Below are 22077 nucleotides of genomic sequence, written 5' to 3' on the forward strand. Positions count from 1 at the left end.
TACCCAAATTTTTTAATATTTTTGTGCAACTAAGTTCAACTAGACTGTAATATCAATGGAGAAGAAGACTGCCATTTTAATGCTTCAAGATGGAACCACTTATAAGGGTACAGCCATCGGAGCAATTGGTACAACAACAGGCGAAATTTGTTTCAACACAAGTATGACGGGCTACCAAGAGATCTATACAGATCCATCATACTTCGGCCAAATCATTGTAAATACTGTATCTCACATAGGAAACTATGGAACAGTAACTGACGAAAATGAATCTAATAAGCCACAAATTAATGGTCTTGTTGTAAAAAGCTTTTCAAGCGTATTCTCAAGAAGTACTGCTGAAGGCTCACTTCAAGACTATTTAGATTCAGCTAACTTAGTAGGTATTGCAGACATCGATACTCGTGCACTTGTGAGACATATACGTCAAAAAGGTGCGATGAACGCTATTATTACATCTGAGACTGACGATTTGAAGGTGATTAAAAAGCAATTACAAGCTACACCTAATATGGAAGGTCTAGAATTATCATCAGTTGTTACTACTAAAGAACCTTATACTGTAGGTGATCCAAGAGCTGCTGTTAAAGTTGCAGTACTTGATTTGGGAATTAAAAAATCAATTTTAGACAACTTTACTTCTAGAGGTATGTTGTGTAAAGTATTCCCTTCAAATACTACATTTGAACAAATGAAACAATGGAAACCAGACGGTTACTTTTTATCAAATGGACCTGGCGATCCATCTGTAATGGACTATGCTGTTACTACTGCTAAAGAAATATTAGAAGCAGATAAACCGCTTTTCGGTATTTGTCTTGGTCATCAAATAATTTCAAGAGCTACTGGCCTTGAAACTTATAAAATGCACCATGGTCATAGAGGAGCGAACCATCCTGTGAAAAATTTAGATTCTGGTAGATCAGAAGTGACATCTCAAAATCATGGTTTTGCCGTAAGTATGGAAAGTATTGAGAAGAATGATTCGGTTGAATTAACTCATACTAACCTTAATGACGAAACTGTAGAGGGTATTAAAGTACTTGGAAAGAAAGCATTTTCGGTACAATATCACCCAGAGGCTTCTCCAGGACCAAATGATTCGAGATACTTATTTACTCGCTTCTTGGAAATGATACAAGAAAATAACTAATTAACAGTTATTTATTAATAATTAGCATGATCATTCATTTGATCATGCTTTTTTTTTATCTTGTAGTTACATTTCGATGTGATGATATAATTATATGACTTCTATAAAAACTTACATTCACTTTTATCTTCTATTATTCATTCCATACTTCACTTCTTTTGGACAATCTCCCCTTGCTAATGGAGATGTTTATAAGCTAGAAGTGGTTGATAATGCTATCTATAAAATTGATTTATCTTTTTTATCAGAAATTGGGATAAATACTTCCACCATAAAACCAAATCAAGTCTATTTATATGGTTTCGTAGGAGGAATGCTACCACAAAAAAATGCAGACCAGAGACCTGATCAACTTTTAGAGGTACCTATGAAATTTGTAGGTGACAATACTAATACCTTTTCACAAAACGATTACTTTTTATTTTATGGAGAAGGTCCTAATAAAATAATAATAGATTCATTAGAAAAATTTGTTGATCAAGAATTAAACTTATATAGCCAAACTAATAATTATTATCTAGTAATAAAAAATGAAGGCACACCATTAAGAATAGAATTAAATAGTGTGTCTGGGGTAAATAGTGAACAATTTGATCAATTAATTTCATCATATCATCATGAAATTGAAAGTGTTAAAGGTTTAAGTGAGCCATCAGGAAGGTTTTGGTTTGGTGAAAATTTATCAACAACCAACTCAAATGAAATCGTATTTGATGTATTGCCACAGTCTACACCTTCTAAAATCCGTATAAAAGCAGGCGTAATGGCCAAGTCCCGTGAGATTAGTACTTTTCAATTTTCATCAAATGGTGTAGCAAGAGGCGAAATATCAGTTCCTTCAGCTCCAAGTTTTAATTCATATAGATATGGAAACCAAGGACACATGGTGAATGAGTTGTTTGATTCGTATTCAAATAATTCTTTAGGTGATAACATTACTATCAATGTGAATTTTAACAAACCTCTTTCTGATTCAGAAGGATATTTGGATTACATCACTTTAAATGTTTCAAACGATCTAAAACAAGTCAATGGAGGACTTCTTTTATTTGGCTTTTTTGAAAATACAACTACTGATTTAGCGAGTATTAAGAACAATGGACTACTAGAGATATGGGATATAACGAATAAGCAAAATATTTATCAACTAAATAATAATAACTCAAGAAGTTCTTTAAGAAAAACGAATAATTATTTTTCAGTAATAGCTTTTAATAGGGAAGATATAAAATCTCCATTATTTCAAGAAAAAATTCCTAATCAGGATCTAAGAAATATTAGTGTTCCTGATTTATTGATTGTTACTGCTCCTGATTATAGACAACAAGCTAATCAATTAAAAAACCATAGAGAAACTAATGACAACCTAGATGTTCATGTTGTAACTACTACAGAAGTTTTCAACGAGTTTTCATCAGGGAGACAAGACATTACAGCAATAAGGGATTTTGCCAAAAGTCTTTATGATAGAAATAATCAAAAATTTAAATACTTACTATTATTTGGACAAGGATCTTATGATTATATAGGTCAAAATTTTTCCAACTCTAGTCAAGTACCTATTTATGAATCAAGAAATGTTTTAATGAGAACACAAACATTTTCTTCTGAAGATTTTTTTGGTTTTTTTGATGATAATGAAGGTTTTTGGGGCGAAAATGTAGATGGAAATGTTGAACTACATGACTTAGAGATTGGTGTAGGTAGACTACCTGTACGAGATATAGAAACAGCCCAAGTTCTTGTAAATAAACTTATTGATTATGACACCATAACATCTAATAGAGAACAATGGAAAAAAGATATTCTTTTTGTGGCAGATGATGGTGATAGTAATACTCATCAAAGGGATGCCAATAAATTAGCTGTAATAGTTGAAGAAAATAATTCAAATTTTAATTCGAAGAGAATATATATTGATAATCTTCCAAAGGAACCTTCTCCAATTGGAGCAATAGCACCAGCAACTTATGATCTAGTTTATAAAACTATTAATGATGAAGGAGCTTTAATTGTTAATTATAGTGGACATGGTTCAGTAGCAAGGTGGGCTGATGAAACTATTTTAGATCTTGAAATGATCAATAATTTTAGAAACTATCAAAAATTACCTATGTTTTTTACAGCAACATGTGAGTTTGGTAGATATGATAATCCTAATTTTATTTCAGCAGCAGAACAATTGCTATTTAATCCTTACGGGGGGGCAATAGCAATGATGACTACAACACGTCCTGTATATGCATCAAGTAATTTTATTATCAATAATGCCTTTTATGATAATGTTTTTCAAAAAAATCAAGATGGAGAATATCCAAGGTTAGGAGATGTTTTGAAATCGACTAAAAATGCAAGTATTCAAGGAGTGAATAATAGGAACTTTGCTTTATTAGGAGATCCATCAATGCGTTTATTCATACCTGAAAATGAAGTAGTCATTACCGAGTTAAATGGAAACCTGTTATCACAAACAGATACTATAAAAGCTTTAGATAGGGTAAGGTTAAAAGGTGAAATTCTTAACCAATCTTCAAGAAATTCGTCGTTTAACGGTGAACTATTTATTACGTTATATGAAAAACCGACTTTATCTTCAACAAGAGGTAATGATGGAAGTGAAACAGTATTTGAATATGATGAAAGAAAATTTCAACTATTTAGAGGGGTTTCTAATATCGTAAACGGTGAATTTGAATTAGATTTTGTAGTACCGCTTGATATAAGATATAATTTTGATAGAGCTAAGCTAAGCCTATATGCTAAAGAGGAAAATTTAGATGAGGCAATTGGTAGTGAAATGAATATCATAATAGGAGGGACTTCTGATCAACCTGTTATTGATAACAATCCACCTGAAATCTCTTTAAGTTTAAATGGTGACTCTACCATACGAAATACATATCCTGATTTTTATTTGCATGCAAAATTATATGATGATTCAGGTATTAATATTTCTGGAATAGGAGTAGGACATGATGCTATGCTTATTTTAGATGATGGCGATACATCATGGGTAGTGAATGATTATATACAACCAATATCTAATAAAAAGAATACCTATTCATTAGTATTTCCAGTAAATGATTTATCAGAAGGAGAGCACACGTTAGATCTAATTGTATGGGATGCTTTAAATAATAGATCAGAAAAAAGAATTAGTTTTTATGTGAGTTATATTAATGAGATAGAAATTGAAGAACTTAAAGCATATCCTAATCCTGTAAATGATCAATTTACTCTTTCATTTAGACATAACCTTGGAGGAAAAGATATTAAAGTACAATCTAATTTGATTGAAATGTCAGGAAGAATTGTTCTTAAAAATGAATTTTTTTATGAAAATTCAGATGATATTATTTCTTTAAATTATCAAGGTATAAAATCTGAAATAGGACTAAATAAAGGTGTTTACGTAATACAATTAATCATTGATAGTCCGAATTTAGGCTTACAATCTGTAAAAACTATCAGAATAATAGTTATTTAGCAGAATTTTGACTTATATTAAAAAGGATTACTTATCTTTATTTAAATAAAATTTAGACATCTGCCTATATATTACTTTACACATAATTAGTTTGGCTCATCACAGCTATTTTTTTCGACTTTTATAATACGATTAGCATATAGTTATGTTCAATTTCAAGAATTCATTCGCTTTATTATTACTTCTATCAATATTTGTAGTAGAAATAAAGGCTCAAACAGGTGGTAGTGGAAACCCACCTTCAAATATTATTAATGGTGGTAGCGCTAATAGTAATCCTATTATTACAGCTGTACCGTTTTTAAATATATCCCCTGAAGCTCGTGGTGCTGCTATGGGTGATATGGGTGTAGCAACATCACCAGATGTATCTTCATCACATTGGAACCCTTCAAAATATGCATTTATTGAAGACGATTGGGGAGCTTCATTGTCTTACAATCCATGGTTACAGAAAATTGTAGGAGATATGTCGTTAAGTTATTTATCTGCTTATAAGCGTTTGAATAAGCGACAAACGGTAGGTTTCAGTATGAGATATTTCGATTTAGGAAGTATTCAATTTACTGATGATAATGGTAATACGCTTCAACTGTTTAATCCAAGAGAATATTCTTTTGATGGTCATTTTGCGATGCAGTTGAATAAAAGATATAGCATGGCTGTATCAGCAAGATATATTTATTCCAATTTAGCAGGTTCTTTATCAGGAGGAAATGTAGATAGTAAACCAGCTCATGGTTTTGCTGCTGACATATCTGGTTACTTTACTAATCCAGATGTAAAACTTGGACAGTATTCAGGAGTATTCGCTTGGGGATGGAATGTATCTAATATTGGTACAAAGATGAACTATTCGGCTTCATCACAAGAGGATTTCTTACCAACGAACCTAAAGCTAGGTACATCACTTACACTTGATTTAGATGCATATAATAAGTTGACATTTGGTGTTGATATGAATAAATTATTAGTACCAACTCCAGACTCAACATATGATTTTAGATCAGTAGGTATTCTTGAAGGAATGTGGAATGGACTTACAAAAGCTCCAGGAGGATTTTCTGAGAAAATGAAGGAATTAATGTGGAGTGTTGGTGCAGAGTATTGGTATAATGATATGTTTGCCGCGAGAATGGGTTATTTTTATGAACACCCAGACAAAGGAGATAGACAATATATGCAATTAGGTTTAGGTATTAAATACCAAGTTGTGACTCTTGATTTTGCTTATTTATTGTCATTTAAACGAAACAATCCACTAGAAGATACTTTGAGGTTTTCATTGTCATTTAATTTTGGTGGAAAAAATTCTATTAAAAAGAAAAAATCATATAATCCTGCAGGAGGTAATGACGTCTTAGATGCAGATGATATTTAAAAATAAATTTTATCTAAAAAAGGTGAGGTGAGTTAAATTTATCTCACCTTTTTTATTCAAAATATATTATTCCATGAACAATCTATATTTTTATGAGTAATACCCTAAATCGTTCTATAGCTCCAGAATCTTATCAATTAAAAGATTTTTCATTACAAAAGCCTGAAGAGTTATTATTAACCAATAACTGTAAAGTATTCGTTCTAAAGAATAATGCTCAACCAATTGTTCACTTCTCAATAGTGATCAAAGGAGGTAAACTTGTAGAAGATGTAAAAGGGACTTCATTTTTAACATCTAAAATGTTAGGAGAAGGTCTTAAAGGAATGGATAGCGCTGCAATACATGAATATTTAGACTCCTATGGAGCTATTATTAATGTTTCAAATGATTTGGATTCTTTTACCATTTCGGGGCATTGCTTAAAAAGATATTTTGATAAAGTTATTGTTATCGTCAATAAGTATTTAATTGATTCTGAGTTTTCACAAGTAGAGTTTGATCATATTCTACAAGTAGTTCTACAACAAAAGAAACTAGCAGAAGAAAAAACATCTTATTTAGCTACAAAAAAGTTTAGGGAGTCCTTTTATGGAGAAAATCACTCATTCGGGTCAACTTTAACTTCTGACCAAATTTTGAGTATTTCATTGTCAGAAATTTCTGATTATTATAAAAATCATATCATTGGAGCACCCTTTGAAGTATTTCTTTCTGGTGATTTTGATGATGAATGTTTCGTCACCTTAAACCGATATTTAGGTAGTATAAACGTTAATGCTGCTGCTGAAGTAGTGTATCCAAATTTCGTGAATTCAATTCAATCAAAAGAATTGAAAATTTATGAATCAAAAGAAAATGCAGTACAGTCGAGTTTAAGAATTGGGTGTCCAACATTTACCTTACCCAATAAAGATTTTGAAGCATTTTCAGTAATGAACGAAATGCTAGGAGGGTATTTTGGATCTCGATTAATGAAAAATATAAGAGAAGAAAGAGGATTGACTTATGGAATTCATTCTTCTTTTAGAAATGAACAAAACCAAGGATATTTTATTATAGCAACAGATGTCAAAAAAGACTTAAAAGACACTGCTATTACAGAAATATATAAGGAGATAAGAAAACTAGCGGAAGAAGAGATTACTCTTGAAGAATTAAATACAGTGCAAAACTATATGGCTGGAAATTTTATTATGTCCATTAATTCTAATTTATCTCTATTAGAAATAACAAAGGGATTATATAAGAAAGGTTTAGACTTTGATTATTATGATACCTATGTAAGTAGAATACAATCTATCACCACGGCAGATGTTAAACAAATGATAGAAAAATACCTTTTAGGAGATATGTTAGAAGTTGTAGTTGGCTAACTTATTTCAGTTTTTTTACAAAACAAAAGTGGTAGTAAACATGAATTGTTTTCTACCACTTTTTTTGTAGAGTTGAAGTTTGTAAAGTAATTGACAACATAGGTTGTCTTTGTTAATTGTCTTTAAAAAATTCTGCGTTAACTTAGTTTAGTTACTTTAGTTGAAAGTTTGTTTAACACAGATAAAAAAAATGTTTGTAATGTTAGTTGATTAGTTTAATAAAGTGTAATAAAAACTTTGTGAGAATCATATTTTCTTACTTCGTTTTTATGTTGATACAATTCTAATATATTTTATTTTAATAAACAATATTAGTTAATAATAAAGTGTATTTTTAATAATATATTAATATCCTAAGTTGAAATAGTTATAATTAAGTAGTTATCTAAGTACAATTACTCATTATTTAATTCGTTAAATATTTTCTATTTTCTTGTTTGAAAAAGTTGAAAAATCAATTAAAACTTACATGTGTGTTAATTTTGTTAGAATGTATACATTTATTACAATAAATGTAAATTATCTTAATTTAATTAGAAGAAAATACGTTATACATATAGATTAAATCATCTATCAATTAATCCAAAAGATAATTATGGCCTCATTTGATAAATTAGATATGGCAACTCTATCGGGGAGTGCATTGTCCAATTTTAATAAAATACAAGAAGAGTACACTATTGAACCTCAGTTTAAAAATAAGTTTAATAAAGCAAAGCTAATCAGTACACTTTGTTATCCTGTTGAAAAAATTAACCAAGATTTTCTGTATAAGAAATCCGATAAAATAAGTATTGATAAAGATCCAGTTTTTATTCTTGGTCATTGGCGTAGTGGCACTACTCATTTACATAATTTATTAAGTAAAGATCCACAGTTTGGTTTTGTAAATACATTTCAAAGTGTTTTTCCAAATGCATTGATGTTCGGTAAAAATTTATTTACTGCTATGATGAAAATTTTTATGCCTAAAGAACGTCCTGCAGATGGTTTAAAATTGGATCCAAAATTTCCTCAAGAAGAGGAGTTTGCTTTAGGAAATATTCATGATATGAGTTTTTACTATTTCTGGTATTTTCCTCAAGATACAATACGAATTTTTGATAAATTTCTATTAGGAAAGGGATTATCAGAGGCGCAAAAACAAAAATGGAGAGACGACTATTTAAGATTTGCAAAACTTGCTTTATGGCAAACTAAAGGTGAAAGATTTTTATCAAAAAATCCTCCTCACACTGCAAGAGTCGACGAAATATTAAAAGTATTTCCAAATGCGAAATTCATTTATATTTATAGAAACCCATATGAAGTATATGGTTCAACGTTTAGATTTTTTAAAGGAGTCTTACCAAGTCAAAAATTTCAGGAAATTTCGGATGATCAATTGTCAGATAATATATTGAATGTCTTTACTAAGATGTATGATAAATATGAATCCGATAAACAATTAATACCTGATGGAAATCTCATTGAAATTAAATATGAGGAATTTTCGAAAGACAACTTAGGTTATTTATCGGATATTTATAAAACACTTCAGATAAGTGATTTTGAAAAGGCTAAACCTTATATGGAAGACTATTTAAAAGGTTTAGGGTCGCATAAAAAACATGAATATAATTTCCCTAAAGATGTGATAGATAAAGTGAACTCAAATTGGAGTTATGCTTTTGATAAATGGAATTATGAAATGATTAAATAAAAAAGTTTTAAACTATATAAAGAAGCTATTCTGGGTACAGGGTAGCTTTTTTTATTATTTGATATTGGATATAGATATAAATCACATGTACCGAATTATCTAGTGGTACAATGGTAAGTTGGTTCAAGTTATAAAATGAGACGTTTTTAATTAGCTTTTACTTTATGTTAGTGAAGTGAAATGAAAAACGATTAACTATGAAACAACTATTAATTTTTATCTCAATTTTTTTTGCGACCACTAATTTATTTGCAACCGATTATTATCCAAACGGTAATAAAACATTTTCATCTTGGGAGGATTGGACAAATACAGATAACTGGACTAAAATCGATGGAGGTAGTGGATACCCTAATAATAATGATAAAGTAATCTTAGGAAGCTCTAAATCTTTAACCATTGAGTTTAATTTAAGTGATTATATCAATGGTATCTATTTAGAGCTAGAAGCTGATGGTAGGTTTATTATTAACCCTGATGGAGAACTATTAATATTAGGAGACTTTAAAATGGATCAAAATAATGTACAAGTAGAGATCTATGGAAGTGTTGTTGTTGAAAATAATTTGATTATTGATAATGGAAATTTATTTGTGAAGAATGGAGGTGGTTTAACAGTTAATGAAAATTTTCATAGATCTGATATAGGGAGTGGTCAAATTAATATTGAAGGGAATAAAAGTGAACTAATCGTATTAGGAGATTTTTTTGATGATCATCATACACCAATAGTAAGTGATTCACCTTCCATAGAAATTAATGGGGATTGTTATACAAAAGAAGTAGGTTTTTGCGATATAAATTTACCTGTTGAACTTTATTCCTTTGAAGTAAGTAAGCACAATGATAAAAATGTATTGAAATGGTCAACAGCTCAAGAAATTAATAATGATTATTTTATTCTTCTTAAATCTATTGACAAAATGAATTGGATTGAATTTTCAAAAGTAAAGGGAGCAGGTAATTCGAATACTTTGTTAAAATATTCGACAGTAGATAATACACCAAATTATGGACCCAAGGTTTATTATAAAATGATACAAGTAGACTTTGATGGATCAGAAAAACACTATGGACCGTTAACTGTTTTGGATGGAAAGAGTCAAAATACATTTAAAGTATGTACTTATTCAAATAGTTATACCTTTTTATTAGGCACTGAAATTAAACCTATTTCTTTTACTATTATTTCTTCAAATGGAAAGAGCAAACGCTTTAGCAGAATGTCAAACAATCAATTTCAATTGGAAAGAGATGAGTTATTTATTGGAGTAAATATTATTCATGTCTACTATGGGGCAATGACGTATTCTACAAAGATTTATAAGTAACATAGCAGGCAGTTATTAAAAAAACAACAGGTATTACCTCTAAAAAAATCACATAAAAAAAGGGTGAGTCGTTAGACTCACCCTATATCTATATCGATTAATTTTAGAATAAACTAAAATTATTTGATTTCGATTTCAGCACCTTCAGCAGCTAATGCGTCTTTAAGAGCTTCAGCTTCTTCTTTAGAGATACCTTCTTTTACTGGAGCAGGAGCAGAATCAGCTAATTCTTTAGCTTCTTTCAAACCTAAACCAGCAGCTGATTTAAGAGCTTTAACTACTTTCAATTTAGCAGAACCAGCTGACTTCAAGATTACGTCGAATTCAGTTTTTTCTTCTGCAGCAGCACCACCTTCAGCACCACCTGCAACCATTACTGGTGCAGCAGCAGCAGCTGGCTCGATACCGTGCTCATCTTTCAAGATCTCAGCAAGTTCTTGTACTTCCTTAACTGTTAGGTTTACTAACTCTTCTGCGAATTTTTTCAAATCTGCCATTTTTGTAAAATTAAAATGTGTTTTTTAAATAAGTTACGATTTATATATATGGAAGCAACTAGGCGTAACGTTCTAAAGCCATTGTTGCAAGAGGTTGATTGAAAGGTCTATATTACTCTCCTTTCTCCTCTAGCGTTTTCAACAAACCAGATAATGTCTGACCTGAAGATTGTAAAGCGCTAACAACATTCTTAGCAGGCGATTGTAACAATCCAAGGATGTCGCCAATAAGCTCTGCTTTCGATTTTACTGATGTTAATGCTTCTAAGTGTTCACCACCTACGTAAAGACCACCGTCAATTGAAGCTGCCTTCAATGCTGGAATCTTACGATCTTTTGGCATACCCGCTTGGAAGTCCTTAAGGACTTTAGCTGGAGCAGCACCAGATTCTGGTGAGAACAAGATACCTGACATACCCTTAAGAGCACCCTCTTTAAGTTCTGCGTAGTCAATTTCTGTATCCAATTTGTCAAGAGCTTTCGCAATTAGCGTGTTCTTGACTACTTGATATTCGATACCCTTTGCGAAACAAGCCTTACGGAATGTGTTTACTTCATCAACAGTCATAGTAGCACTGTTTACGATATAGAAGTAATCACAAGCCGCCAATTTTTGACTTAAGTCCTCAACGAGTTGTACTTTCTGATCTTTTGTCATAATTAGCTATCGATAGAACTCTTCTCAACTTTGATACCAGGACCCATAGTTGTAGAGATCGTTACGCTCTTAAAATATGTACCTTTAGCCGATGAAGGCTTTAACTTAGATAAAGTCTGAAGTAACTCAGCTGCATTTTCATTTAACTGCTCAGCAGTAAATGATGATTTACCAACTGAAGTATGAATGATACCAGTTTTGTCAACTTTAAAGTCGATTTTACCAGCTTTCACTTCTTTTACAGCTTTACCTACTTCTAATGTTACAGTACCCGCTTTAGGGTTTGGCATTAGACCACGAGGACCTAAAACTCTACCTAAACGACCTACTTTAGCCATTACTGTAGGCATAGTGATGATTACGTCGATATCAGTCCATCCACCTTCGATTTTCTTGATGAATTCGTCTAAACCTGCGTAGTCAGCACCTGCTGCTTTTGCTTCTTCTTCTTTGTCTGGAGTAACTAGAGCAAGAACTCTTACTTCTTTACCTACACCGTGAGGAAGAGTTACCACACCACGAACCATTTGGTCCGCTTTACGTGGGTCAACACCTAAACGCACGTCTAAGTCTACTGAAGCGTCGAACTTCTCGAAAGAGATTTCTTTCACAAGCTCTGTAGCTTTCTCTAGACTGTATTCTTGAGTTCTATCGTATTTAGATAGAGCCTCTTTCATTTTTTTTGATACTGCCATGATTAAAAACTAATTCTTGTAAAATTAAGCCTCCCAAGGAGCTGTTCCTTCTACTGTGATACCCATGCTACGAGCTGTACCCGCAACCATTTTCATACCTGATTCAACTGTAGAACAGTTAAGGTCTGGTAATTTTGTCTCTGCAATCGTCTTAACTTGATCCCAAGTAACCGAAGCTACTTTTTTACGGTTAGGCTCTGATGAACCTTTTTTTACTTTTGCCGCATCCAGGATTAAGTTTGCCGCTGGAGGAGTTTTGATTACGAATTCAAAAGACTTGTCTTTGTAAATTGTAATTAAAACAGGCAATAATTGCCCTCCTTTGTCTTGAGTACGAGCGTTGAACTGTTTACAGAAATCCATAATGTTCAAACCCTTCGAACCTAACGCAGGACCTACTGGCGGCGACGGATTGGCTGCTCCACCTTTAATTTGGAGCTTCAGGAAACCTTCGATTTCTTTTGCCATGTTATTCTTCTTTTTCTACTTGTTTATAATCGAGTTCAACTGGTGCATTACGACCAAAGATCTTCACCATGACATTGAGTTTTTTCTTCTCTTCGAAGACTTCCTCTACGCTTCCGGAGAATCCTGAGAAAGGACCATCCATTACACGTACTGTTTCGCCGACAGAGTAAGACGTGTCATGTTTAACTTCGCCTTCGTCCGACTCATCGACTTTGCCTAGGATCTGATTGATCTCTGATTCGCGCATTGGTTTTGGAAGCACTGTCGGATCTTTCGTATCCGCGTTTAGAAATCCAATGACACCAGGAACACTATTAATCGTGTGTTGAACCTCACCGTTTGTTAAATCAGCTTGGACGATAACATAACCAGGAAGCAAATTCTTTTCAACAGCAATTTTCTTAATCTTGCCATCTCTCTGCTTTCTTGCTTGATATACTTTTTCCGTAGGTACGATAACTTCAGTGATAAAGTTTTCAAGTTTCTGATTTTCTAACTCTTTAAGAAGATAATCTTTCACTTTCTTTTCTTGACCACTTACAGCTCTTACTACATACCATTTAAGCTCACCCATCGCTTTTTAGTTTAATCTGTTGAGGTTTCTTAACTAATAAAAATTTGTTTAGCCTAAAACTTGATAAAGTTTGTCTAAACCAAAGTTGATAGCCCAATCGGCTACACCAATTACTAAAGCAAACACTACTGAAGCAACTAGTACTAGAATAGAACTATCTTGAGCTTCTTTGTATGACATCCAAGATACATTGTCTGTCATTTCTGTGTAAGACTCTTTAATAAACTGAATTACTTTATTCATAATCCTTCGATTTTCACACAAAAAAAGTTGCTTCTGTAATCAACAACTTTTTTTGATACTAAGTTTAAAATTATTTTGAACGCCTTAAATATAGGAAGTTCAAATTTAATTTGCACGGGCAGTAGGATTCGAACCCACGACCTGCGGTTTTGGAGACCGTAACTCTACCAGCTGAGCTATGCCCGTTTGTCAGTAATTTTCAATGCTTTAGGTAAGCACCTAGATTTTCCGAGATGCAAAGGTAGATACTTGATTTAAATAAACAAATAAGATGATAGAAATTTTTCTTAATTCATATTAATATACAGTCACTTAAAGACAATAAATGTATATTGCAGCTATAAATTAGGGTAAACTGCTATTCTCTAAACATTATTTATCGACGATTTATTATTTATGAAATATTTTTTAGGACTTTTATTTATAACACTTTCTTTTTCGAAGGTGTTTTCTCAAGGTAAAAACTTAGCAGACTGTATTATATTAAAAAATGGTGTACTACAAATATTTGCTTTTTCAGAGTCTTCAGAAGATTCTTTTTTTCAACTATCTAAAAAGAGAAGTAGCAAAACAGTCTTTTGGGAAGTTTTTAGAGAAGTAGGGGATTTGAAAAGAGCATATGAAGTAAATAAGTTGCCATTAGGTATATATAAATTTCAGTTTGCTTTAGATGGTAATGCCGTTTATGGAGAAGTGTCAAAACTTACTTCTGGAACTTCAATGAAAATTTTTAATTCAGATATATCTTATAAAAGACCATTTTTTGATGTAGCTGTAGATGGAGATACTCTACAAGTCGTTGGTTTTTTTGGGGAAAATAAAGAAGTCCGACTTTCGATGAAGAACGAAGCAGAAGATGATGACACTTATTCTTCAAATGTAAAATTATCTGATGGAGGATTGAAAACGCAATATATTTTATCTGAGTTTAATCCTGGAATCTATGTTATCAGAGCTCAAATAGAGGATAGAACCTTTGTGCGAAACTTTGAAATAAAATAATTCTCACTTTAAATTGTTAGCTGTCAAATAGTTTACATTTCTTTAGGAATATTTTTGTTGAATTTCTTTGCAGTTATAAAAAAGTGCTATACATTTGCACTCGCAATCGGGACAAACGGTCACGATAATTACAATGAGAGTGATGATTAAGTAAACAAAGGAAAGCTTTTGGGAAGGTTCCAGAGCGGTCAAATGGGACGGACTGTAAATCCGTTGCTTCGGCTTCGCAGGTTCGAATCCTGCCCCTCCCACTACAATGTTTACTTATATCTGGGAAGGTTCCAGAGCGGTCAAATGGGACGGACTGTAAATCCGTTGCTTCGGCTTCGCAGGTTCGAATCCTGCCCCTCCCACTCAACATTGTATGCGGGTGTAGCTCAGTTGGTAGAGCGACAGCCTTCCAAGCTGTAGGTCGCGGGTTCGAGCCTCGTCACCCGCTCAAAGGTCAATCAGAAATGATTGACCTTTTTGCGTTTTTATAGGTTTTTTCTTTTTTATTTCTATTGTGAATAGAATTTTGTCTCTCTAATACAATCACTTATCATAATTTAAATAAAGTATCTGATGGATTAGTTGGAAATGTGCCTAAAGAACTGTTTAATTTGTAACGTCATGCGGGTGTAGCTCAGTTGGTAGAGCGACAGCCTTCCAAGCTGTAGGTCGCGGGTTCGAGCCTCGTCACCCGCTCGATAAAGGTTAATCAGAAATGGTTGACCTTTTTTTATACTTATACTTTAGAAGAGTAAAAGAGGATTTGAAACTGCTGTTTTAGTCCACATGATAATTATATCTATTATTCTTTTGTGATTCTTCATTAAGGTAATGAGCTATTAAACAACAGAAGGCTATCATATAATATGATAGCCTTCTGTTGTTTTTATTTATTACTTAATTATTATTTAAGCAATCTTAGAGTCATTTGATGCAAACTTTTCAATACCATAGACTAATCCAAAACCAACAATAGCTAAAACTATAGCTAAGACTAATTGATTGTCTCCATCGAAATGTTGTGGTAAAATAGATTCTTCTAATAGAGGTTTTATTTCACCATGCCTATCAACATATGTTTTTATAACTTTTTTCCAAGGCCATACTTTATTAAGTGATCCAATCATCACACCTGATAAAAGTGCAATAGTGAAATCATGGTATTTTTTCAAAAGGAAAGATAGAATTCTAGAAAAACTAGTAATGCCTATTGCAGCGCCAGCACCAAAAACGGCAATCACTTTAATATTAATATCAGTAATAGCTGAAATAACCTGATCATATTGCCCCATTAATAACAGCATGAAAGAACCTGAAATCCCTGGTAGTATCATAGCGCATATCGCAATCATACCAGCTAAAAATACATACTGTAAACCTTCAGGAGCTTGACTTGGTGTAGCGATAGTAATCCAATAGGATAGTATAGTACCTAATATGATAGCAATTATTGTTAGCCAATTCCAGTTTTTTACTTGTTTTCCAACTAGTAATATTGAAGCGATGATTAAGCCAAAGAAAAAAGACCAAAGTCCAATAGGTTCATTAACTAAAAGATATTTCATCAACTTAGCTAATGAAAAAACAGCAGTACCAATACCTACAAATAATGGTAGTAAGAAATTTAAATCTAATTTCTCCCAAAGTTCTTTGATTTTAAATTTCGATAAAAGCTTTAAAGCTTCTAGGTCAATCGCGTTGATTGCATTTAGTAATCGTTCATAAATACCTGTAATAAATGCAACAGTACCTCCTGAAACACCTGGTACTACATCAGCAGCACCCATAGCTAATCCTTTTAAAAATATAAAAAGTTTTTCTTTCATAGATTTGATCTTCTAATTTGGGGCAAATATAAGGTAGTTCAATTAAATCTATCAGAAATGATACAAAGAAAAGCATCAATTGATATGGGGACCAATACATTTCAGCTATTAATAGCAGAAGTGGATGGCCAGGAAATGATTAATAAATTATGTACAAAAGATATTTTTGTGCGATTAGGAAAAGGAGGGATCTCTGATGGTTACATTACAAAAGATGCTAAGAAAAGAGCTTTTGATGCTTTAAGTGAGTTTCATCAAATTATAAGCGACTATAATGTAGTTTCTACTCATGTAGCTGCCACAAGTGCGGTGAGAGTTGCAAAAAATGGAATAGAATTTAGAGAAGAAATTAAGACGAAATATAATTTTGATGTAAAAATAATACAAGGAGATGAAGAGGCAGAGGTAATATATTATGGAGTTAGATCAGATATTCACATTGAGGATACTGCAGTTATCATGGATATTGGAGGAGGGAGTACTGAATTTATTATATGTGATAACCAAAAGGTACTTTGGAAAGAAAGTTTTGAAGTAGGTGCTCAAAGGTTATATGATTCTTTTTGCAAGGTAGATCCAATTCAATCATCTGATAAAAAAGAGTTATTTGATTACGTTGAAATGAGGTTGACGTCTTTGTGGGAGGCTGTAGAGAAATATCAACCCAAAAAAATTATAGGAGCTGCGGGTACATTCCAAACGATCCAAGAAGTTTACGGAGCTTATAATAATGTGCCCTCATCTGATGTAAAAGTGATTAATAATTTAGCATATGATGAGATGTATCAAAAGTTTGTTTTTTGGGATAGAGAAGAACGATATAAAATTAGAGGTTTAATTCCTCAAAGGGTAGATATGGTTGTCCCTGCATCTTGTTTATTAAAATGTGTGTTAGATAAATTGTCTTTAGAAAAATTATTTATATCTTCAGCATCGTTAAGGGAAGGTTTGTTACTGAGAACGAAATAAATATCTTTAAATAATTGACATTTACACTCTATTTTGACCTAAATAATAGCCCAAATTGAAAAAAATAAATAAATTTTCAATTTAGTAAGGTTTGTTTGCATACTCTTAACAAAGATTTAAAATAGAATATTATATATTGCAACTAGTTGATTATCAATACTTTTATTAGGTTGTTTTTTCATAGATTTAGAAAGTTAGAACAATTGCAACCTATTTTAACGTATATAATTCTATCTATTTTTTAGTTAGATGTTTGAAGTTTTTGAAAATCAATTTACCTTTGCAACTCGAATAGATACGAGAACCATTTTTTGGGACTCTAATTCTAACCTTGGGAAGGTTCCAGAGCGGTCAAATGGGACGGACTGTAAATCCGTTGCTTCGGCTTCGCAGGTTCGAATCCTGCCCCTCCCACTATCAGTAGATCAAGCTGTCTTCGGACTTCTTGATTTATTGAGAAAAGTATAGTTAGTTTTCTTCAGATCTCTAATTATATTTTTTAAGGAAAATCGGTAAATCTGCCTAGCTAGATTGCGGTATTCGCATAAGCTGCCGTAGCTCAGGGGTAGAGTACTTCCTTGGTAAGGAAGAGGTCGGGAGTTCAAATCTCCTCGGCAGCTCGATTTTGCTTTCAAAATCTGAAGATTGAAATCTATTAATTGTATATAATTCTTTTTAGAAAAGATGGCTAAGGAAACATTTGACCGTTCGAAACCCCATTTGAACATTGGTACAATCGGTCACGTTGACCACGGTAAAACAACTTTAACTGCGGCAATTTCATCAGTTTTAGCAAACAAAGGTCTTGCTGAGCAAAGAGATTTCTCACAAATTGACAACGCTCCAGAAGAAAAAGAACGTGGTATCACGATCAACACTTCTCACGTAGAATATCAAACTGAGAATCGTCACTATGCACACGTTGACTGTCCAGGTCACGCCGATTACGTGAAAAACATGGTAACTGGTGCTGCACAAATGGATGGTGCTATCCTAGTAGTTGCTGCTACTGATGGTGCAATGCCTCAAACAAAAGAGCATATCCTATTGGCTCGTCAGGTTGGTGTACCTAAAATCGTTGTGTTCTTGAACAAAGCGGATATGGTAGACGACGAAGAGATGCTTGAGCTAGTTGAAATGGAAGTAGCTGAAGAACTTGAGTTAAAAGGTTACGAAGATGCTGTTATCGTTCGTGGTTCTGCACTAGGTGCATTAAACGGAGAAGATAAGTGGGTACAAACAGTTGACGAATTAATGGAAGCTGTTGATACTGAAATTCCTCTTCCAGAGCGTGACGTAGACAAGGACTTCTTAATGCCAGTAGAGGACGTATTCTCGATCACAGGTCGTGGTACTGTTGCTACAGGTCGTATTGAGAAAGGTGTTGCAAACACTGGTGATTCTGTTGAAATCATGGGTCTTGGTGATAAAATCACTTCGACTATTACAGGTGTTGAGATGTTCCGTAAGATCTTGGATAGAGGTGAAGCTGGCGATAACGTTGGTATCCTTCTTAGAGGTGTTGATAAAGAGCAAATCAAACGTGGTATGGTAATCTGTAAGCCAGGTTCTGTAACTCCACACAAGAAGTTTACTGCTGAGATCTACGTTCTTTCAAAAGAAGAAGGTGGTCGTCACACTCCATTCTTCAAAGGTTACAACCCTCAGTTCTACTTCCGTACAACTGACGTAACTGGTACTATCGCTTTACCTGACGGTGTTGAGATGGTAATGCCAGGTGATAACGTAACTATCACAGTTGATCTTCAAAAGGAAATCGCAATGGAGGAAGGTCTTCGTTTCGCTATCCGTGAAGGTGGACGTACAGTAGGTGCTGGTCAAGTAACTACAATTGTCGAGTAATCGATTCTCAACATAGTTGAGTAAAAATATTAAGAGGTTATCTAGCAATAGATAACCTCTTTTTATTTAAAAATAATTTTCCTAAGACAAAAAATTATATGACTAGTAAATCATTCCATCAAAAAAGTCTCATCCTTTAAATACAATTACTTAAGGAATGAGACTTTCTAATATTCAATTTTTTATATAACTATTATACTTTACTATTCTTTACTCGCTCTAATTCAAACATAATATCTCTTAGGCGAGCAGCTTCTACAAAATCTAAATCTGCTGCTGCTTTTTCCATATCTTTTTTAACAAGTGCGATTTGCTCTTTAATATCTGCTGATTTGTTTTTCTCTTGATATACTGAAGCTTCTTCTGCTGCTTGCGCTTGGGTTTCTTCTTCTGTTTGGTATTCTTTGGGAATAGATTTTCTATCTGCTACTTGAGTTTGTTCAAGAATGGCATCGTGTGATTTTCTAACTGTAGTTGGAGTTATACCATTTTCAATATTATATTCATGTTGTATTTTCCTACGTCTTTTTGTCTCACTAATGGCTTTAGTCATTGATTTAGTCATTTTATCAGCATACATGATAACACGACCATCAGAATTTCTAGCTGCACGACCAATGGTTTGTATCAAAGAGCGTTCATTTCTTAAAAAGCCTTCTTTGTCAGCATCCATGATAGCAACTAAAGAAACTTCTGGTAAATCTAAACCTTCTCTTAATAAGTTAACCCCAACTAGAACATCAACAATACCTAATCGTAATTGTCTAAGAATCTCCACTCTGTCAAGAGGTTTTATCTCTGAGTGTAAATAAGTAGCTTTTACTCCAATTTGGTCTAGGTATCTAGATAGTTCTTCTGCCATTCTTTTTGTAAGAGTAGTAATTAAAATTCTATCTCCTTTTTCTATTGTAGCAGTAACTTCTTCTAATAAATCATCTATTTGATTTAATGTTGGTCGAACATCTATTTCAGGATCAAGTAAGCCGGTGGGTCTTAATACTTGTTCTGTAATTGAGCCTTCTGTTTTTAATAATTCGTAATCTCCTGGTGTAGCACTCACATAGATACTTTGATTGACTACACTTTCAAATTCATTAAAAGTAAGGGGGCGATTATCTAAAGCAGATGGTAATCGAAACCCATTATCAACTAAAGATATTTTTCTAGATCGGTCTCCACCCCACATTGCACGAATTTGTGGGAGGGTAACATGACTTTCGTCGATAACCATTAAGAAATCATCTGGAAAATAATCAAGTAAACAGAAAGGGCGTTGACCCGGTCTTCTTCTATCAAAGAACCTAGAGTAGTTTTCGATGCCAGAACAATATCCTAGTTCTCTTATCATTTCTAAGTCAAACTCAGTTCTTTCTTTTATTCTTTTGGATTCAGTTACTCTTTGATCATTTTCAAAATACCTCATTTGTTCAATAAGTTCATCTTGAATCTGTATAATAGAATCATTAATAGCATCTTTTCCTGTTACAAAAAGGTTTGCAGGAAAGATGGTAATTCCATCTTCTCTTGATTGCATTTTACCTGAAATTGGATCTATTCTTTGAATTTCTTCAATTTCATCATCCCAATAGATAATACGATAGGCAAAATCAGCGTAGGCTGGATATATATCAACAGTATCTCCTTTTACTCTAAAATTACCTCTATTAAATTCTATTTCATTTCTAGAATAGAGGATATCTACAAAATCCCTTAATAGCTTTTGTCTAGGATATTCGAGTCCTTTGCTAATTTTTAATACATTTTTACCGAATTCCTCAGGATTACCGATACCATATATACAAGAAACAGAAGCAATCACAATCACATCTCTTCTGCCAGATAATAAAGCAGAAGTACATGCTAAACGTAGTTTTTCTATTTCTTCATTGATCATTAAGTCTTTTTCAATGAAAGTATCAGTAGTTTGTATATATGCTTCAGGTTGATAGTAATCGTAATAAGATATAAAATACTCTACAGCATTTTCAGGGAAGAATTGTTTGAATTCTCCATATAGCTGTGCTGCTAGTGTTTTATTATGACTTAATATTAAAGTAGGACGATTCGTTTCTTTAATTACATTTGCGATACTGAATGTTTTTCCAGAACCTGTAACACCTAAAAGAATTTGAGATTCTTCTCCACTTTCTACTCCTTCAACTAATTGCTTAATTGCTGAAGGCTGATCACCCATTGGTTTGAAATCGGCTATTAATTTAAAATCCATATAACTATTAAGTAAGATTATAAATATACTAATTTCTAAATCACTTTATTGTTTAAATTGATTTGATTCAATTATTCTTATATAGTGAGGTGTGTGTTATATGTTCTTCTTAACACCTGATTGATCCTATGATTTAATTATCACTTTGTTTATTTATAAGTAACTTTTGTGATAAATCTATTAAATATAGAGATTATGGGATACCATTTTTTTGAATCTAATAGTACTTCCTAAAAGTTTTAGTCTAGAAATGTTGAAAATAGAATACATTTAGAATGAAAATAAGTGTGTTTTTCTGGGGTGTGAAAAAAATGATAACACTCTCAAGAGCTTTTTGCCTGAAAGTTGATTTTCTTTTTTGAGAAATACTTCAATTTGTTTTTAGAAATTTTATGATTCCAAGTAATTTATGAAATCGATAATCTAAAAAATAATCAGTTTAAATCTGTTTATTTAGATAGATAATGTATTCATAAATAGATTCTTATGTTTTTGTTTGATTTTGTTTATGCTATTTTATTACCTTAAGTGTTGCATTCTAATATTCTGCGCTTACCTTTGCACTCCCTTCAAACGGAAGGCCAACCAATAAAAGACGTAAGTAGTCTTATTCTACAGTACTCTTTTATTTGAT

At 32.6% G+C, this 22077-nt stretch carries 17 protein-coding genes and 7 tRNA genes; 15 read left to right on the forward strand and 9 right to left on the reverse strand.

The genetic code is table 11. The annotated features are described in order from the left end of the window. The first annotated feature begins 55 nt into the window (after positions 1–55). From carA to NH26_RS16100, 6 genes are all read left to right on the forward strand, one after another. Positions 56–1153, forward strand: a complete 1098-nt coding sequence (gene carA, locus NH26_RS16075; protein ID WP_044228376.1) for a glutamine-hydrolyzing carbamoyl-phosphate synthase small subunit — start codon at positions 56–58, stop codon at positions 1151–1153. Positions 1154–1247: 94 nt separating this feature from the next. Next, positions 1248–4640, forward strand: coding sequence for a type IX secretion system sortase PorU (gene porU / locus NH26_RS16080; RefSeq protein ID WP_044228373.1), 3393 nt, complete (start codon positions 1248–1250; stop codon positions 4638–4640). Positions 4641–4785: 145 nt separating this feature from the next. After that, the gene (porV, locus tag NH26_RS16085) at positions 4786–6021 is read left to right on the forward strand and encodes a type IX secretion system outer membrane channel protein PorV (RefSeq protein WP_044228370.1); all 1236 of its coding nucleotides are present in this window, start codon (positions 4786–4788) and stop codon (positions 6019–6021) included. Positions 6022–6113: 92 nt separating this feature from the next. Continuing rightward, complete coding sequence (locus tag NH26_RS16090) at positions 6114–7397, forward strand: M16 family metallopeptidase (RefSeq protein ID WP_044228367.1); 1284 nt, start codon at positions 6114–6116, stop codon at positions 7395–7397. 595 nt (positions 7398–7992) lie between these two features. Further along, positions 7993–9099: a sulfotransferase family protein gene (locus tag NH26_RS16095; RefSeq protein WP_052432277.1), complete on the forward strand. Its 1107-nt coding sequence runs from the start codon at positions 7993–7995 to the stop codon at positions 9097–9099. A gap of 197 nt (positions 9100–9296) precedes the next feature. Beyond that, a complete protein-coding gene (locus NH26_RS16100; RefSeq protein WP_052432276.1) occupies positions 9297–10430 on the forward strand; it encodes a hypothetical protein in 1134 nt (377 codons plus the stop codon). A 119-nt stretch (positions 10431–10549) separates the two neighbouring features. Here NH26_RS16100 and rplL read toward each other — a convergent pair whose 3' ends face one another. From rplL to NH26_RS16135, 7 genes are all read right to left on the reverse strand, one after another. After that, complete coding sequence (gene rplL, locus NH26_RS16105; protein ID WP_044228362.1) at positions 10550–10927, reverse strand: 50S ribosomal protein L7/L12; 378 nt, start codon at positions 10925–10927, stop codon at positions 10550–10552. A gap of 112 nt (positions 10928–11039) precedes the next feature. Then, entirely contained in the window at positions 11040–11585 is a 546-nt protein-coding gene (rplJ, locus tag NH26_RS16110) for a 50S ribosomal protein L10 (protein ID WP_044228359.1), read from the reverse strand. Between the two features lie 2 nt (positions 11586–11587). Next, on the reverse strand, positions 11588–12280 hold the full coding sequence (rplA, locus tag NH26_RS16115; RefSeq protein ID WP_044228357.1) for a 50S ribosomal protein L1: 693 nt from the start codon (positions 12278–12280) through the stop codon (positions 11588–11590). A gap of 24 nt (positions 12281–12304) precedes the next feature. Next, positions 12305–12748 carry a 50S ribosomal protein L11 gene (rplK, locus tag NH26_RS16120; RefSeq protein WP_044228355.1) on the reverse strand — a complete coding sequence of 148 codons (444 nt, stop codon included), beginning with the start codon at positions 12746–12748 and terminating at the stop codon, positions 12305–12307. Position 12749: 1 nt separating this feature from the next. After that, on the reverse strand, positions 12750–13322 hold the full coding sequence (gene nusG / locus NH26_RS16125; protein WP_044228352.1) for a transcription termination/antitermination protein NusG: 573 nt from the start codon (positions 13320–13322) through the stop codon (positions 12750–12752). A gap of 48 nt (positions 13323–13370) precedes the next feature. Continuing rightward, entirely contained in the window at positions 13371–13565 is a 195-nt protein-coding gene (gene secE, locus NH26_RS16130; protein WP_044228350.1) for a preprotein translocase subunit SecE, read from the reverse strand. A gap of 113 nt (positions 13566–13678) precedes the next feature. Beyond that, positions 13679–13751 (reverse strand) — tRNA-Trp (locus NH26_RS16135). Positions 13752–13961: 210 nt separating this feature from the next. Between NH26_RS16135 and NH26_RS16140 the strand changes: the two genes are divergently transcribed. From NH26_RS16140 to NH26_RS16160, 5 genes are all read left to right on the forward strand, one after another. Continuing rightward, positions 13962–14567 carry a hypothetical protein gene (locus tag NH26_RS16140; RefSeq protein ID WP_044228347.1) on the forward strand — a complete coding sequence of 202 codons (606 nt, stop codon included), beginning with the start codon at positions 13962–13964 and terminating at the stop codon, positions 14565–14567. Between the two features lie 170 nt (positions 14568–14737). Beyond that, a tRNA-Tyr gene (locus tag NH26_RS16145) sits at positions 14738–14818 on the forward strand. Between the two features lie 21 nt (positions 14819–14839). Then, positions 14840–14920: transfer RNA gene (locus NH26_RS16150), tRNA-Tyr, on the forward strand. A 13-nt stretch (positions 14921–14933) separates the two neighbouring features. After that, positions 14934–15006 (forward strand) — tRNA-Gly (locus NH26_RS16155). 175 nt (positions 15007–15181) lie between these two features. Next, positions 15182–15254, forward strand: a tRNA-Gly gene (locus NH26_RS16160). Positions 15255–15466: 212 nt separating this feature from the next. On the opposite strand, the gene NH26_RS16165 is transcribed toward NH26_RS16160, so the two are convergent. Beyond that, positions 15467–16384, reverse strand: coding sequence for a DUF368 domain-containing protein (locus tag NH26_RS16165; RefSeq protein ID WP_044228344.1), 918 nt, complete (start codon positions 16382–16384; stop codon positions 15467–15469). A 57-nt stretch (positions 16385–16441) separates the two neighbouring features. Here NH26_RS16165 and NH26_RS16170 point away from each other — a divergent pair, with 57 nt between their 5' ends. From NH26_RS16170 to tuf, 4 genes are all read left to right on the forward strand, one after another. Beyond that, on the forward strand, positions 16442–17353 hold the full coding sequence (locus tag NH26_RS16170) for a Ppx/GppA phosphatase family protein (RefSeq protein ID WP_044228341.1): 912 nt from the start codon (positions 16442–16444) through the stop codon (positions 17351–17353). A 333-nt stretch (positions 17354–17686) separates the two neighbouring features. After that, a tRNA-Tyr gene (locus tag NH26_RS16175) sits at positions 17687–17767 on the forward strand. A gap of 134 nt (positions 17768–17901) precedes the next feature. After that, positions 17902–17973: transfer RNA gene (locus NH26_RS16180), tRNA-Thr, on the forward strand. A 64-nt stretch (positions 17974–18037) separates the two neighbouring features. After that, complete coding sequence (gene tuf / locus NH26_RS16185) at positions 18038–19216, forward strand: elongation factor Tu (RefSeq protein ID WP_044228338.1); 1179 nt, start codon at positions 18038–18040, stop codon at positions 19214–19216. Between the two features lie 193 nt (positions 19217–19409). On the opposite strand, the gene uvrB is transcribed toward tuf, so the two are convergent. Next, positions 19410–21443, reverse strand: a complete 2034-nt coding sequence (gene uvrB, locus NH26_RS16190) for an excinuclease ABC subunit UvrB (protein WP_044228336.1) — start codon at positions 21441–21443, stop codon at positions 19410–19412. Between the last annotated feature and the right edge of the window lie 634 nt (positions 21444–22077).

This window comes from Flammeovirga pacifica (assembly GCF_000807855.2).
In the GTDB taxonomy this organism is placed as follows: Bacteria; Bacteroidota; Bacteroidia; order Cytophagales; family Flammeovirgaceae; genus Flammeovirga; species Flammeovirga pacifica.

What these genes read in the sequence shown, in the direction of transcription:
- carA (WP_044228376.1), top strand. Translation starts at nt 56, where the DNA reads ATGGAGAAGAAGACTGCCATTTTAATGCTTCAAGATGGAACCACTTAT.
- porU (WP_044228373.1), top strand. Translation starts at nt 1,248, where the DNA reads ATGACTTCTATAAAAACTTACATTCACTTTTATCTTCTATTATTCATT.
- porV (WP_044228370.1), top strand. Translation starts at nt 4,786, where the DNA reads ATGTTCAATTTCAAGAATTCATTCGCTTTATTATTACTTCTATCAATA.
- NH26_RS16090 (WP_044228367.1), top strand. Translation starts at nt 6,114, where the DNA reads ATGAGTAATACCCTAAATCGTTCTATAGCTCCAGAATCTTATCAATTA.
- NH26_RS16095 (WP_052432277.1), top strand. Translation starts at nt 7,993, where the DNA reads ATGGCCTCATTTGATAAATTAGATATGGCAACTCTATCGGGGAGTGCA.
- NH26_RS16100 (WP_052432276.1), top strand. Translation starts at nt 9,297, where the DNA reads ATGAAACAACTATTAATTTTTATCTCAATTTTTTTTGCGACCACTAAT.
- rplL (WP_044228362.1), bottom strand. Translation starts at nt 10,927, where the DNA reads ATGGCAGATTTGAAAAAATTCGCAGAAGAGTTAGTAAACCTAACAGTT.
- rplJ (WP_044228359.1), bottom strand. Translation starts at nt 11,585, where the DNA reads ATGACAAAAGATCAGAAAGTACAACTCGTTGAGGACTTAAGTCAAAAA.
- rplA (WP_044228357.1), bottom strand. Translation starts at nt 12,280, where the DNA reads ATGGCAGTATCAAAAAAAATGAAAGAGGCTCTATCTAAATACGATAGA.
- rplK (WP_044228355.1), bottom strand. Translation starts at nt 12,748, where the DNA reads ATGGCAAAAGAAATCGAAGGTTTCCTGAAGCTCCAAATTAAAGGTGGA.
- nusG (WP_044228352.1), bottom strand. Translation starts at nt 13,322, where the DNA reads ATGGGTGAGCTTAAATGGTATGTAGTAAGAGCTGTAAGTGGTCAAGAA.
- secE (WP_044228350.1), bottom strand. Translation starts at nt 13,565, where the DNA reads ATGAATAAAGTAATTCAGTTTATTAAAGAGTCTTACACAGAAATGACA.
- NH26_RS16140 (WP_044228347.1), top strand. Translation starts at nt 13,962, where the DNA reads ATGAAATATTTTTTAGGACTTTTATTTATAACACTTTCTTTTTCGAAG.
- NH26_RS16165 (WP_044228344.1), bottom strand. Translation starts at nt 16,384, where the DNA reads ATGAAAGAAAAACTTTTTATATTTTTAAAAGGATTAGCTATGGGTGCT.
- NH26_RS16170 (WP_044228341.1), top strand. Translation starts at nt 16,442, where the DNA reads ATGATACAAAGAAAAGCATCAATTGATATGGGGACCAATACATTTCAG.
- tuf (WP_044228338.1), top strand. Translation starts at nt 18,038, where the DNA reads ATGGCTAAGGAAACATTTGACCGTTCGAAACCCCATTTGAACATTGGT.
- uvrB (WP_044228336.1), bottom strand. Translation starts at nt 21,443, where the DNA reads ATGGATTTTAAATTAATAGCCGATTTCAAACCAATGGGTGATCAGCCT.